Consider the following 13764-nt stretch of genomic DNA (forward strand, 5'->3'; position numbering starts at 1 on the left):
AAGGCGCCCGCCGCCATCGGCAGGCGCCCAGGCCGTGGCCGAACCGGGCGCTACTGCTGCCCCTTCTTCATGAAGTCCTCGACGATATTCGACATATTGAAGGAAGATCCCCCTTGGACTGGCGGATATTCGGCCAATGTCTGCAAGTGCTCCTGCATCAGCACGCCCATCGGCTGGATCAGCCAGGAGACCTTCTGCATCAGATGGCCATAGCCATCGGTGGAATCGTAGCTCTCGAACGGATCCGCCCGGATATTGAACACGAGCGGCGCCGTCCGCGGAACGAGATTCGCGTAATAGTCTTCCTTCGTCGAGAAGTGGAACTTCCATGGCCCCATCCGCACGGCGGTGAGGATGCTCTCATAATAATGGAAGATGTGCGTTCGGTTCGACTCCGGCTGCTCGCCCAGCCAATAGGGCAGATTGTTCACGCCATCGATATATTGTTGCTTGCGCTCCATGACGTCGGCGTTCACATCGTCGATCCCGGCGGCCGCCGCCAAAGTCGTGAACATATCCTGGTGCGCCTGAATGCCGTTCAGCACGGTGCGGGGTTCGAGCACGCCCGGCCAGCGCACCATGGACACGACCCGGACGCCGCCTTCATAGGTCGTCATCTTCTCGCCGCGGAACGGCGTCGTCGCTCCATGCGGCCAGGACGAGTGCTCCGGCCCGTTGTCGGTCGAGTACCAGACGATGGTGTTGTCCGCGAGGCCTTGCTCGTCGAGCCAGTCCAACACGAGACCGATATCGTGGTCGTGCTGAAGCATCCCGGAGCCGTGATAATCGGCCTCGCTGGTGTAGGCTTCCGCCGCATAGCGCCACTCGTCATTGAGGCGCGTATAAAGATGCATGCGCGTGGTGTTCAGCCAGACGAAGAAGGGCTCGTTCGCCTCCTGCGCATTCTTCATGAAGGCTTCGGCGAGCGGGATCACTTCGTCTTCGTCGAAGGTCTCCATCCGCTTCTGGGTGAGAGGCCCTGTATCCTCGATGGTCTGGTTGCCGACGACGCCGAAGCGCGGCTGATCCGTCGCGTCGAACGTGTCGGATGCGTAGCTGTGGATGACGCCGCGCGTTCCGAACCGCTCTTCGTAAGCCTCCAAACTCCCTGAAAACGCTTCGCCGAACCGCTGATAGTCCCGCTGTTCGGCCTCTTCCTGCGTATTCAGATGATAGAGATTGCCGAAGAACTCATCGAATCCGTGAACCGTCGGCAGATGCTCGTTCCGGTCCCCGAGATGGTTCTTGCCGAAATGCCCGGTGCGGTAGCCGACCACTTTCAATTCTTCCGCAAGCGTCGGCGAGCCGGCCTGGAGGCCGAGGGGCGATCCGGGCTGTCCCACCGTCGTCATGCCGGAGCGGATCGGATACTGGCCGGTGATGAAGGCCGCGCGCCCCGCCGTGCAGCTCGGCTGCCCGTAATGGTCTGTAAACCGAATGCCTTCCTCGGCGATCCGGTCGATGTTCGGCGTGGTGTAGCCCATCGTGCCCAGGCCGTAGGCCGAGACGTTCTGCCAGCCGATATCATCGCCCCAGATGACCAGAATGTTGGGGCGTTCAGGCGTTTGCGCCAGCGCCCACCCTGATCCGGCCATCAAAAATACAAGGCCGACGCAAAAAACACGAGTATAGCTCATGTGCACCTCCCCGAGTTTCCAACACTATATCGCAATTCAATACATCTGAAATACTCCAATTGGAGTGTCCGCCGGCTGATCGACTGAGGGATTGCTGTCGAGATCGGCCCGATCGTTCGCCCCTCTGGTGCCGAGGCGGCGGCACGGCGGCCTTTCATGCCCCGCCGCCCGTGAAACACGGCGTGCGGCCATGACGACGCCCGCCTGACGGGATCCGCGAGACGGAGCGGCACGGCGATCGTGAACTTAGGGCAGAATTTCGGCATCGAGCGGGGCCCGAGCGCGACCGTGGCGCGGCCCCAATCACCCGACGGTCAGCGGTTCACGGGCTGAAACGGCCCACGAAGCGGCCCACCGCCGTCGTGCTGACACGTGCTTGAATGGGCTAAGGTCTTGAATGGGAATGGTGGGCGCGACAGGGATTGAACCTGTGACCCCCTCGGTGTGAACGAGTGCAACAGCCTCAACAGGCGCACTTTCCCTGACGTTTAGTGCCGCGCCAAACCGACATGTTCCGTCAGCGTTCGCGTGAAGCCGGACTATAACGGGACTATACAAAGGCGCTCGCGCACCGCTGCTGCATCGTCCTCGCCGATGAATGCCGAGTGCTGATGATGGGCAGCATGCAAGATGCGCGACGAACGGACGCACCAATCTTGCCTTTTAAAGGTATCTATTTAAAGCGCTGTTTTTCTTATATTTTTCTAAACGCGACACTGAGGAAATTCGGGTAAATCCATATATCAATCATTAGTCGCTGGAAACGTATTTGAATCTCGACGCCAATATGCGTGGAACTATCCGCCGGGCCTCATTGGAACGCCCAAAGGATAACGAAGAAATATTACAACCGCGACCAATTGGAGGGCTCCCGTGGCAGTTTCACCTAATGTAATTTACACTGATGTGTACCCGAATGATACGCGGGAAGATGCTGAGTTTTTAGCCGTATTTTCCGCGCCGGCGAATTCACTTCACCATCTGGAGATTGGTGGCACTGTCGACTCGTATCACGATGACCCCGCCGATTGGTTTTCTGTTGAGCTGAAAGATGGCGCATTCGCGACCGCTTATTTGACAGTTTCGATCGATTATGGCGGCAACTGGGCCAATTACCTCGATGGAAACCCTTTTTATTCAATCAGCATCTCAGTCTCGACCGACGGCGCCCTTGGCACCCAAAGTATCGAAACAACTTACTCCGTCGGGCCAGACTATTCTATTTATGAAGATTTTTATGAACTCTTTGCTCCTTACCTACCCGGAGGCCTAGGCGCAGGGACGGCTGAGGAATACGAAATCTACACTGCCATTCTCAATTTTTACGAAGGAGACCCGACACAAAATGAAGCTTATGCAAAACTTAATGCCTTGGAAGAGCGGGTCGACACCGCTAACTCTCCTATCGACGATGTATTCCGCGACGCCCTTCACCTCCTCTCTATCAACATAGCTGAGGCCTACGTTCCCGAGATAACGACAAACGGTGTACCAGTTCCCGCCAGCAATGAACTCTTCCCAGAAGAGATTACCCTGAAAGGGCCGGTCACTGACGGCATCGGCTTCGTAAAGGTCACCGGCCTCTTCCAGATCGGGTCGTTCAGCGGCGGCGACACTCAATTTGTGCCTGCCCCATACCAGATTGATATCGGGCTTGTTCCAATTTCGGACGACAGCGACAGCGCGGTTATAGTAGGAGATTCCGGCGACAACGTTCTTAGGGGCACACGCTTCGATGACAAGATTGTGGGATACCGCGGCGATGACCGGCTTTTCGGGTTCGCTGGCGATGATACGCTTCTTGGCGGCCCTGGAGATGATCGACTCGTAGGTGGCCCTGGAAAGGACAACCTTTTCGGTGGTCCCGGGAACGACATAATTTTTGGAAATGATGGCAACGATCGCCTGGTTGGCGACGCTGGCGATGATCGTATCTTCGGCGGAAACGGTAACGACCGCTTGATCGGCGGCAGTGGAAGCGACCGTCTAGTCGGCGGTAATGGACGTGATATCCTCGTCGGTGGCCCCGGTGACGATATCCTGTTTGGCAATAACGGCAACGACCGCTTGAGCGGCGGTGCTGGAAACGACCGCCTCTTCGGCGGCCCGGGTGACGACCGCCTCATCGGCGGGGCTGGTCGCGACATCCTCGATGGTGGCCCCGGCAACGATGCGATGTTCGGCGGGCGCGGCCCCGATGTCTTCGTGTTCCGAGCTGGCCACGATACGATTCTGGACTTCTCGCGCGGCGATCGAATAGACCTTAGGAGTATCAATTCCATCAACTCCCTCCGCGACATAGCACTCAATTCAAGTGCAAATGACGAAGGCTTGCTGATCAGCGTAGGACGCCACAGCCTCCTTCTTACGGATATCGAGTTTCAGGAGTTACGCGCGGTTGATTTCCTTTTCTGAACGGGTTGCCGCGAATGGTGAAGTCGTCGCACATCTGTAAGCTGTGATGGGCCTTCCCGAACGATGCGATGTCTTCATCGGCGACGCGGACCGGAAGTTGGTGCGTTACCGGTCCGCTCCAAGACGGAACTGCTCGACAGGTTGCGAGAGCTTGCCGACGAGCGCCGTTGCGCGACCGTCCCGCCGGGCTGGGGCGGCGCTTACAAATATTAACTGGACGGCCCGCTGAATTTTTATCCGCCGGAACTTGTCCGCAAGCCCGGACATTGCGATATTCCAGACATCGGTAGGACAACGAGGCCCGCTGGATCTGGGAGAGACCCGATGACCAAGACCTTCGAAATCACCGCGACCACCACTGACGAAGCGATCGATGCGGCTATCCCCTTCATCGATATGCGCGAAGAGGCCCGTTTGGAGCGCGACACTATCGCCGCTTTGGACGACACCACCGACGCCAAAGTGTACGAACTCCACCTGATCGACGGTGTCACTGTCCTTTTCCATCCGGATCTTGGTTGCGCCGTGGTCAATGAGATGTCGCCGGACGCAGGCGATTCCCTCTTCATCGAGGCTCGCGAACTGTCGGTGCCCGAAGAGGCCGTCGCGCGCTGGCGGGGCCTCGCCGAATGAAGAACGCGATCCTCCGCGAGATCGGAGAGGCCCTATACGGGGCCTCCTGGCGCGCCCCGCTCGCACGCGATCTCGATGTGTCTGAGCGCACCGTCCGCCGGTGGGTGGCCGGCGAAGGCGTTCCGAACGGCGTGTCGGCCGATCTGTTGCGCCTCACACAAGAACGCGCGGACCTCTTAGATGAGCTAGCCCATCGACTGAAGCACGCCGAGGGCGAGGTGGCGGACGGAGAGGGCAAGGCCCACACGCCGGTCGCTTAATTCGCGCTAACCTCGCCCGTTGCGAATCACCTCCTGCGTGAGCTCGCGGATATCGCGCCCAAGGTCGGCGAGTTCCCCGCCGCTCCGCTTGAGGGCGTTCGTGTTTTCGGTGACATGCTTGCCGAGGGCTTCGAGCGCTTCAGTGTGCTCGATAAAGGCGGCCTCAAGGCGCTGGGCTTGCGTCTTGTCGATGATCGCGCCGGCGAGCTCCATTTGCTCGGCCGGCTGGTTGGATTTCGCTTTGGCGCCGAAGGTGCGGGCGACCCATGCAAAAATGAGCATGACGATGACCATCGCACCGTTGACGACGTCGGTGATGGGGATGGCAGACCAGTCCATAGCGCGACCGCTCATTTCGGAACGGGAGCCGTATCGAAAAACGACCGCCACACATTGATGACCTCGGCGAGGGTGAACGAACCGTAGGCGATCACGGCCGACCACGCGCCGCCATTGAATAGAGCGGCGTCGAGAAATCCGAGCGTCAATTGCCACCAGAACACAGCGCCGGCGAGCGAAGCCGCCGCGCGGACATGCGGCGAGAACCTGAACGCGGCGAAGGTGCCGTTGACGATTAACGCCAGGCATCGAAACGAGGCGCACATGATCGCGAAAGTCGACCACGCCCCCTGTGACGCCCATCGCTCCAACGTGTCGAATGAAGGCGAGGTTTCGAACATCTGGGGCTGGCCCATGAGCACAAGGCCCATGCCCGCCATAGGCAAGAGCGCCCACCATTCAGTCGCTCGGATGCCAATATGGCTTCTGACACCGTGGCCGATCCGGCGGACGGTGAGCATCGGATTAAATCCTTCCAAGGGTTGCGTCTCGATCTCGTCGCGATGGCTCATTCCGGCCCCTCCAATGTCCGCGGCGGCGCGGGAAAACCGCAGGCACGGATGCCCGCCGAGATCGTCCCGTTGACCCAGACCTGCCCGCGGCGGGTGTCCGCTTTGATGGCATATGGCGCGGGCCGCATGATCCGGCATTCGGCCTCGACGGTGGCCGGCGCGTTCGAGGTGAGATTGCAGCCGGCGAGCGCGAGCGTAACGCTAAAGGCAGCGGTCAGCCGAAGCATCCCATTCCCTCCCCTGTAGCTCGCATTCGGTGACCGCGTCCCAGCCGGAGCCGCCGGCGCCATCGGACTTGGCGTTCTGCTCGCGAATCTCGACGGCAACATTGTCCTCGCCGTGCTCATAGCCCGAGCTATAGGCGAGGATCAGGAGCGCCGCTGCGGCAATCAGGCACCCGCCGACGATCACCACCCACCGATTGCCGAGGACCGCGCCGGCGATTGCGAGGAGCGCGCTCATTCCGCCTGCCCCATGACCGGCGTGTCGGAGACGCCTTCCCTCGCGCCGCGGCGCACCGCATAGCGCCAGACGAGGATCGCGCCAGCCGCGACGAGAATGCCGAGCGCCACGTAGAGGCCGAACTTCGTGCCGTCGTTGTACTTCATGGCGCGGTCGATCGTGTTCATGACCGGCTCGGCGGCGGCGATCACTGCACCCGCGCCGACGCCAGCAGCAGCGGCCGGGGTCGCGGCCTTCTTCGCGGCCGATTCCGCCTTGGCCTTCTGCTCCTTCTCGCGCGCCGCGTTGTAGAGCGCCGGCGCCGTTGCCTCGCCGACCTTGCCGTCGACATAAAGGCCGTGATCGCGCTGGAACTCCATCACCGCGAGGCGCGTGTTCTCACCATAGTGCGCGATCTCGGGATCGTTCTTCATGTAGCCGAGGATCTTGAGGTCGACCTGGACGAGCTCGACATCGGCGCCGGACATACCGACCACCAGGAGACGCTCGCCGGGCACCACGTCGGCCGCCGCACCCATCGAGGCGGCACGTGCATCCGCGGTCATCGGTGCGCCCTCGGGCCACCGGAAGCCGAGCATGTCGGCGGTCCGATAGGTCGAGACCTTCACCATGTTGCTGACGTTGCCGTTGACCGCGGTGAACGTCTTTCCGTCGGCCGACACGGACTTCACAATCATCGCGTGGCCCTGCCACGAGCTGTTGCCGCGGGCCATATAGGCAAGCGCGCCGACGACCGGGCGACGGAGCTTCGTCCCGATCTTGCCGGTGTCGCGGGCGAGCGCGGTCCCGGTCCCCTTCAGGCCGGCGGCGAGAAGAGCCCGGTTGACGAAGACCATACACCAGGCCGTGCTGGCGGACCGAAACCAGTCGAGGCCGATGTCTTGCGCCCAGCCGACGATGATGTCGTTGTCGCGCCCCTCGTTGATGCCTTTCTCGGCCTGCTCATTGGCCCACGTGAGCCACGGGAGAGCGACCTGCGCGGATGCGGCAGCCATGAGTCACCTCAATGTGCGGATACAAAAAAACCGCCCAGCGGGCGGCGTTGGATCGATTGCGATGGAGCGGCCGGTTCAGCCGAACTCGGCGATATTCCGGCTCCAATCCTCGTCGAGGACGGCGAGCGGATCGCGGCCGGAGACGCTCGGGATCTCGACGAAGCCGCGATAGAATCGGAATTTTCGCGTTTCGAGGTCCTGCCCGGACAATGGCGAGGGCCATGTCGGCGTGAGGCCGATCTTGCCGGTGAGCCCGGAGATCGCGTTGAAATTGTCGACACCTGCAGCGGCAGACCGCGTGATCCGCCCGGTGGGCGTCGTCTTCATCGAGAAATACTCGTTCTCTCCATCCCGCCAGAAAGCGAGCTGCGCGACTTCTCCATGAGCAGCCGGCTCAAGCGGGGACATCGCGAGGAGCGCATTAAACTCGCCGAGCGCGGTCTGCCGGTGGGCGAGGATCTGCTCGACGCCGCCGCTTCCGGTGAGCCGGATCGTCAGAATATCCGGCATGGTGAGATAGTTTCCCGAGTCGCAGAAATAGAAGATTGTCCGCGCCTGCCCGGCGATCTGCGCCCACTCCGATTCGAGCGGCAACTTCAGATAAAGGCAGATCAAGAACTCCTGCCCGGCATCGGCGATCGCCGTGGAGACCGAGGGCGGGATCGTGAGATATGTCCCGGACCGGTCGACCGTCGAAAAGTCGAGCCCGCCGCCGGCGATGATCGGCTGACCGAACGGCACCGCGACGCTAGAGTTGTCGGGGCCTGCCATATTGGAGACGATGGCGCCGTCCGGAATGGGCGTCTCGCCGCCATAGCTCCCTTGCCAGCCCATATGCACGAGCCACGGGACGCCGCCGTTCGCGCCCTTGAGGAGATCGTCCTCGACGAGGATGTCGGCGCCCTCGGGGGCGGCCGTGTTGACCTGAAATACCAGCATGTGCCTCACCTGAACCGGGTGGAATGAAAGAGTTTGGCGAAGATCTCGGAGCGGCCGGGCTCGGACAGATGGTTCTCGTCGTTCCCGCCGATGTCGCCGGCATCGGTGCTGTTGTCGCCCCAGGCCTCGGCGTCGGTGAGGTAAGGGTTGACCGTCGCGAGGTTGGCGCGCGCCACGATATTGGCGGTCACGTCGATCGACGCGCCGCCGAAGCCGATCGTCGGCGTGAACTGCCCGCCGCCGCGGATGACGGGCCGATTGAGGACGACCGACCAGCGCCACATGACGTAAAGCGAGGGCCCACGCGCCGTGATGCTGAGAACACCGCCATAGCCGACATGGCCGGCAAGTTCGGTCACGGTCCGCGGGATCGACGTCCGCCCGGTGCAGGCGTTCACCGTGACGGCGATCATCCCGGTCTCGCCGTCGCGCTCCAGGATGAGGACGTTGCCCGGCACTGAAGAGAGCGTGACCGTGAGGAGGCCGTCGCCGGTCGCCCAGAAGGCGGCATCGGTGTCCGGCACGGTGATGTTGATCGCGAAGTCGCTCGTCTCTTCCGGCCAGGCGTAAGGCAGCGTGATCGCGGCGTTCGCATCGAGCACACGCTGGAAAGAGGGAAGCCGCGGATCGAACCCCCAATGCGCGGCGTCGAACTGGCGACCGAAATCGATGAGGCCGAGCCCGCGCATCGCCGCGACCGAGCGGACGATGCCGGCCATGCTGGCGCGCGCCTCTTGCGCCACCTTCGCCCCGCGCGTCGGCGACATCGAGGACGGGACCGTGCCCGGAACGAGGAGGACGTCCGGCGCCGGCGAGATCGCTTGCACCGTGTCGACGACATGCTCGATCGCGTCGAAGGTCGCGTCGTCCATCACGGCGCCGTGGTTCATGCCGAAGGCGAGGAGGACGAGGTGCGGCGTCTCGGCGGCAGTGAGGCCGAGGCCGGTGAGGTCGAGCGTGGTGACGTAGTCGAGCCAGTCCGCCTCCGGATCGAGATACCATCCGGGGACAGACGCGGCATTGCCGACCCCGGCGGCGTCGTTCCAGGTCGAGCCGCCAATCGCGCGGTTCACGATCACAATGCTGCCGTCAAGCGCCTTGGTCCCATACTGCGCCCAAAGCGCCTGGCGGAGCAGCTCCTCGAAATACGATGTCGCGCCGACGAGCTGGTTCGGCTGGCCCCAACTGTCGCTCATATAGCAGAGGATCGCCGGCGCGCTCGGCGTCGCCGCTGCGACGGCCGCGTTCCAGGCCGCGAGGTGCGTCTCCGGCACGACATCGTTGAGCGGCGCGAGCGGGGCCGCAGTCTCGGGGATCACGCGCTTGCGATAGGTGCCGATGAGGCGGCCCTTGCCGGTGCGCGTCCGGAAGTGGACATCGCCCAGGAAGATCGCGCTCGGCGCGTTGATCGGCCCCTCGATATAGAGCGAGGTGAGGCCCGCGGCGGCGGCCGCGTCGTGGGCGCCCTTCAGCGCCGCGCTCTCGTCGATCGTCCCGGTGAGATCGATCCCCGGCGCGAAAGCGCGGATATCGTCCTCGGGATAGGCCGCTTGGCTCGGCTCGCCGGCCGACACGAACCCCACGATCCGCCGATCGGTGTCGATGATCGGAACGCCCGCATAGGTCGCGCGCGTCAGAACCTTTGTCACGTCCAACTGGTTGGCGCGCGGGCGGTTCTCGAAGACCTGCCGCACGATGGCGCCGGCGGGATCGACCTCGGCGAGAACGGGCGATTGGGTTCGGGTGTCGAAGATCCGTACGCGGTCGATCGAGGCATCGACGCCGAGCGCATCGAGGAGCCCGGTCTGCGCGGGTTCGTCATCGGCGATCAGGGTGACGATCTCCGCGGCGGTCGGATCGCCGGTCGCGCCGCGCACGTCGATCGCCTCGGCGATATCGGCGACGATGCCCGAAAGGCCGAGATAGCCGAGGGTGGCCGGCTTCGTGCCGGAACCGCCCTGCCAATCGATGACCTCGAAGACGCGCCGCGGGCCGTCCGAGGCGACGGCGAGCGCCGGCGCCCAGCCCTGTTCGCCGACCCCGGTCGGGCCGCGCACGTCGATCGCGTCCGCGATATCGGTGACGATGCCGGAGAGGCCGAGATAGCCGAGGATGGCCGGCTTCGCGCCAGAGCCGCCGCGCCAGTCGATCACCTCGAAGACGCGCCGTTCACCGTCGGGGACGACGGCGAGCTCGGGCGCCCATCCCTGATGGCCGAGGCGCGTTCCGACGCCCCAGCCGGCGATCGTCTTCGGCCCGTAAAAATAGCCATTCAGCGTGTCATAGAAGAAGTCGCCGAGGCGGCCGGCGGCGAGCGCCGGGCTGCCGCGCCCGGAGACGATCGTGCGCCCGTCCTCGCCGTTCTGGTTGACCGGCGTGAGTTCGACCTTGGTGGTGATCATGATGTCTCCGAGCGCTCAGGCGGCCGCCTTGATGACGCTGCCGATGGTGGCCGCTTCGGCCCCGGCATCGACGACGGTGGGCGTCGATCCAGGCGTGAAGAGGTTGTGATAGAAACCGTCGACGATGTTGCCGACGCTGTCGGAGGCGATGCGGACGCCGATCGCGTAGGTGCCGCGCGCTTTGAAGTCGGAGAGAAGCGCGCCCTTGCCGGCGAGGATCGCAACCTCCTCAGCGGTGTTGCTGCTGATCGCAAAGCCGCCGCTGATCCGGAAATCCTGCAACAGGGTGGTCGCGCTGAAGCCCGGCCCGACCCTCAGGTCGATCGGCGCGGCGGTCTGCCCGCCGAACTCGCAACCGCTGAAGCTCACGACCTCGATCCGCTTCAGGCCCTGAAGGCCGCCCGGCGCGGTGTTGAAGCGCCAGGCGCCGGCGCCGCCGCGGATCTCGCAATCGCTGAACGAGATGCGGCTGATATCGTTCTCGTTCGCCACCGCGCCGGCGCTTTCGACGTAGACCTTCGGGCCGGCGATATCGGCCCCGTCCGCATCGAAATAGACCTGGTGGAAGCGGATCGAGTAGATCCGGCGATTGTGGAGTTCCTCCGCCCCGCCGAGCTGATTGGGGAAGAGGTGGACGTGGTACCGCGCTTTGTTGAAGTGGCAGTTGGTGACGTAGAGCCCGTCATTGCCGTGAATGAGGATCGCGTTCTCGACGCCCGCGCCGCCCCAGATCTCGCAGCCGCGCATATAGTGGCCGAAGCTGCCCTTGAAGCCCTCTTCGCGGAAGATGAAGGTCGCGTAGGCGGTGAGGACGCCGGTCCCCGTTCCCTCCCAGGGGCATTGGCTCTGGAGATTGACGAGCTGCATGTGACCGCACGACACGAGGTCGTAGGCGATATGATAGCCCTCGATCCGCATGTTCGAGATGAGACCGCCGAGGATAGACTCGAGCCGGAAGGCGCGGCCCGTCGTGGCGATGCCGGATCCGGCGAACAGGATGGCGAAGTCACCGATATCGCAGGTCATCCAGTCGGTTCGCGACGGCGTCTCGCTGTGCGCGATGTCGAAGAGGGTGATGTTGGGATCGGTGACGACGAAGCGGGTGATGTAGCTGCCGCGGCCGCGGATATAGATCGAATCGCGATCGCGGACGGTTTGCGGCGCCGAGACGTACCAGCGGCCGGGATTGAGGATGATCGGCCAGCCGCTCGCGAGCGCTTGGGCGAGCGCGATGTCGTTCGCGGCGATCTGTTCGGGCGAATCGTCCTCGGCCTTGCCCCCGAAATCCTCGAGGTAAAGACAGTTGTCGAAGACCTTGAGGTGCGAGCGCGTCGCGGCGACGTCGAGCCGGGCGGGGGCAAGCGTGCCGGAAAGCTCGGCCGCGTCGCCCGTGGTCGCGATAGCGGCGAGGTCGGCCGGCTGGACGGCGGTATCGGCCTTTGCCCCTTGCGCCTCCGTCGCCCCGCCTTCGGCGCCCCGATAGTCGGCCGCCTCGGCGATGTTCGCGGTGAAGCCGGCGGGGCCGATATAAAGGCCGGTCGCCGGCTTCGTCCCCTGCCCGCCGATCCAATCGGCGACCTTCATGACCCGGCGCGATCCATCGGCCTCGGCCGCGAGGATCGGCGACCAACTGTTGCCGGCGAGCGAGGTCGGACCGCCCCACCCCGCAAGCCCGCTCTTGGGGCCGTAGAGGTTGACGTTCGCGAGATCGATATAGAGTTCGCCGATGCGGCCTGCGGCGGGATCCGGCGCACCGTCGCCGGTGATCACGCCGAGGCCGTCGCGGCCGGTCCGCTCCATCGCGATCTTGGTGATCGGCACGTTCATGCGAGGTCTCCGAAGCGCGAGATGCCCTGGACGATCTCGAAGTCGCCGGTCGGGGTCGATGATCGGACCTCGGTCGTCTTGTTCTGAAGCTGGAGGTCGTAGACGTAGCGGCCGACGCCGATCGCCTCGATCGTCTCCATCGGAATGTTGATCTCGACGGTCCGGCCGACGGGATCGGTGATCGTGAGCCCGCCGCCGGTCGTCGAGACGGCGTGCAGGAAGCCGGCCGCGTCGGCGCTCTCGCGGATCATCATGACGATCTTCCAATCGTCGAGACGGCCGCGGGTGTATTCGTCGCCGATGCGCAGCGCCGCGAAGAAGTCGGCGTTGGTGCGCGCTGTCAGATTGGTCATCTGCCGTTACCCCACGAGCGTCGTGATGAAGGTCAAGGTCGATCCGGATCGGTTCTCGACGAGGAGGCGCTCGGGCGCGTCGAGGCTGACGGTGACGGATCCGGGATCGCCGGTCGTGCCGGAATGGGCGCCGGTCGCAAGCTCGACCCCGCCGAGGCCCCAGGCTTTGGCGAGGCCCGTTTCCGGTGTGTTGATGCGTAGATCGCCCGACAGCGCGTCGGTCGGGCCGGTGATGCCGAGGCGGCCGATCGTCAGCGCGCCGAGCGCGACCGCGACGACGGCGTTGTTCGGCACGGTGAGGCGCGCGGTGCGCGGCGCGAGGTCGATCTTCTCGGCAAGCGCCGTCGTCTCGGCGGCGAGCGCGGAAACGGAGGCATCGAGCGCTGCGACGGCGTTGGTGGCGCCGACGAGGCTCGGCGTCCAGGTGACGAGATCCCAGGTGTCGACGGTCTCGATCACCTCGACATCGAGGACGGCGTCGGCCGAGAAGCTGCGCACGAAGGGCCGGGCATAGACGGTGCCGTTCGGCGCGACCGCCTCGACCCCCTCGCCCGCATCGAGGGCCATGTGGAACGGCCCCGCCACATAGCGCGCCGGCACGTCGAGGATGCGGATCTCCTCGAAGGTCGCGGTCCCGATCGGCTTCTTGTTCCGGTCGAGCCAGACGACGCCGACGGTGACGGTGTCGCCGGCGGGATCGCTGCCGCGATGGTACATGCGGAAGGCGGCGCGCAGGCGATAGATGTGCCAGCTCTCGAAGGCCCGCGGGACGGCGGGCGCCACGACGCCCTGCCCTTTGATGCGGAGCACCGCGCCGTGCTGGCCGACCGCGACGGCGGAGGCGTCATAATGGGCGAGCGCGGTATCGGCGCCGTCGACCGACGAGAGCCAATCGGTGGGCGCCTCGCCGGGGCGGGTGCCGAGCCCGGCGCCGCGCGTTGCGAGGATCGCCTCGAGGCCGTCGATCGCGCCGACATCGTGGGTGTGGGC

Annotated in this window: 14 protein-coding genes; 3 read left to right on the forward strand and 11 right to left on the reverse strand. The window is 64.2% G+C overall.

Annotated features, from left to right (window positions below; genetic code table 11):
• Nucleotides 1-50 precede the first annotated feature (50 nt).
• Nucleotides 51-1637 (reverse strand): arylsulfatase, encoded by a 1587-nt coding sequence (locus L1787_RS00190; protein WP_235706453.1) that lies wholly within the window; start codon nt 1635-1637, stop codon nt 51-53.
• 873 nt (nt 1638-2510) lie between these two features.
• On the opposite strand from L1787_RS00190, the gene L1787_RS00195 reads away from it, so the two are divergent.
• The 3 genes from L1787_RS00195 to L1787_RS00205 all read left to right on the forward strand — a co-directional run bounded on the left by L1787_RS00195 (nt 2511) and on the right by L1787_RS00205 (nt 4945).
• Nucleotides 2511-4052, forward strand: coding sequence for a calcium-binding protein (locus L1787_RS00195; protein WP_235706454.1), 1542 nt, complete (start codon nt 2511-2513; stop codon nt 4050-4052).
• A 324-nt stretch (nt 4053-4376) separates the two neighbouring features.
• Nucleotides 4377-4685, forward strand: a complete 309-nt coding sequence (locus L1787_RS00200; RefSeq protein ID WP_235706455.1) for a hypothetical protein — start codon at nt 4377-4379, stop codon at nt 4683-4685.
• Entirely contained in the window at nt 4682-4945 is a 264-nt protein-coding gene (locus L1787_RS00205; protein ID WP_235706456.1) for a helix-turn-helix domain-containing protein, read from the forward strand. Before L1787_RS00200 ends, L1787_RS00205 begins: the two co-directional genes overlap by 4 nt.
• 6 nt (nt 4946-4951) lie before the next feature.
• Here L1787_RS00205 and L1787_RS00210 read toward each other — a convergent pair whose 3' ends face one another.
• The 10 genes from L1787_RS00210 to L1787_RS00255 form a co-directional block, all read right to left on the reverse strand.
• A complete protein-coding gene (locus tag L1787_RS00210; RefSeq protein WP_235706457.1) occupies nt 4952-5335 on the reverse strand; it encodes a hypothetical protein in 384 nt (127 codons plus the stop codon).
• Nucleotides 5296-5796, reverse strand: coding sequence for a hypothetical protein (locus L1787_RS00215; protein WP_235706458.1), 501 nt, complete (start codon nt 5794-5796; stop codon nt 5296-5298). Before L1787_RS00215 ends, L1787_RS00210 begins: the two co-directional genes overlap by 40 nt.
• A complete protein-coding gene (locus L1787_RS00220) occupies nt 5793-6023 on the reverse strand; it encodes a hypothetical protein (RefSeq protein ID WP_235706459.1) in 231 nt (76 codons plus the stop codon). Before L1787_RS00220 ends, L1787_RS00215 begins: the two co-directional genes overlap by 4 nt.
• Entirely contained in the window at nt 5998-6258 is a 261-nt protein-coding gene (locus L1787_RS00225) for a hypothetical protein (protein ID WP_235706460.1), read from the reverse strand. Before L1787_RS00225 ends, L1787_RS00220 begins: the two co-directional genes overlap by 26 nt.
• Nucleotides 6255-7253, reverse strand: a complete 999-nt coding sequence (locus L1787_RS00230) for a C40 family peptidase (protein ID WP_235706461.1) — start codon at nt 7251-7253, stop codon at nt 6255-6257. The genes L1787_RS00225 and L1787_RS00230 overlap by 4 nt, the downstream gene beginning before the upstream one ends.
• Before the next feature lie 75 nt (nt 7254-7328).
• Nucleotides 7329-8192 (reverse strand): hypothetical protein, encoded by an 864-nt coding sequence (locus L1787_RS00235; protein ID WP_235706462.1) that lies wholly within the window; start codon nt 8190-8192, stop codon nt 7329-7331.
• A gap of 5 nt (nt 8193-8197) precedes the next feature.
• Nucleotides 8198-10594, reverse strand: a complete 2397-nt coding sequence (locus L1787_RS00240) for an SGNH/GDSL hydrolase family protein (protein ID WP_235706463.1) — start codon at nt 10592-10594, stop codon at nt 8198-8200.
• 15 nt (nt 10595-10609) lie between these two features.
• Nucleotides 10610-12421: a hypothetical protein gene (locus L1787_RS00245; protein ID WP_235706464.1), complete on the reverse strand. Its 1812-nt coding sequence runs from the start codon at nt 12419-12421 to the stop codon at nt 10610-10612.
• Nucleotides 12418-12774, reverse strand: coding sequence for a hypothetical protein (locus L1787_RS00250; RefSeq protein WP_235706465.1), 357 nt, complete (start codon nt 12772-12774; stop codon nt 12418-12420). The genes L1787_RS00245 and L1787_RS00250 overlap by 4 nt, the downstream gene beginning before the upstream one ends.
• Nucleotides 12775-12780: 6 nt before the next feature.
• Nucleotides 12781-13764 (reverse strand): hypothetical protein (locus L1787_RS00255; protein ID WP_235706466.1); only part of this gene is annotated, 984 nt, incomplete at its 5' end.

Source organism: Acuticoccus kalidii, assembly GCF_021556395.1.
GTDB lineage: Bacteria > Pseudomonadota > Alphaproteobacteria > Rhizobiales > Amorphaceae > Acuticoccus > Acuticoccus kalidii.